This window comes from Natrialba sp. PRR66 (assembly GCF_034808065.1).
GTDB classification, from domain to species: domain Archaea; phylum Halobacteriota; class Halobacteria; order Halobacteriales; family Natrialbaceae; genus Natrialba; species Natrialba aegyptia.
The window spans coordinates 1-271 of record NZ_JAXHGN010000114.1; the positions used below are offsets into that span (position 1 = coordinate 1).

Consider the following 271-nt stretch of genomic DNA (forward strand, 5'->3'; position numbering starts at 1 on the left):
CTTCGTCATCGATCCTCCAGAGCGAGTAATCCCAGCAAAACTCCCACACCGGCGACGGCAGTTCCACGGCAGCGCCATGATGATGACCGGCTCCCCAGCTGTCGGCCACGTAGCCCGCCTCCGCCTCGGCCGCCGCGATCTCGTTCCACAGCTGGTCCATGGTGTAGCACTCCTGCTGATGCTGTTGGTGCTGTTGGTGGTGGTGCTGGCTCGCGGTGGCTGTGGTGGTCGACGCCTCATCGAGCTCGGTCTCTTCGTCGCCGCCGCTGCT

The 271-nt window shown here is 64.9% G+C and carries 1 protein-coding gene; it reads right to left on the bottom strand.

Annotated elements, in window-relative coordinates; genetic code table 11:
* Positions 1-271, bottom strand: a 271-nt coding sequence (locus SM755_RS23680) for a hypothetical protein (protein ID WP_323174838.1), incomplete at both ends; no start/stop codon positions are given.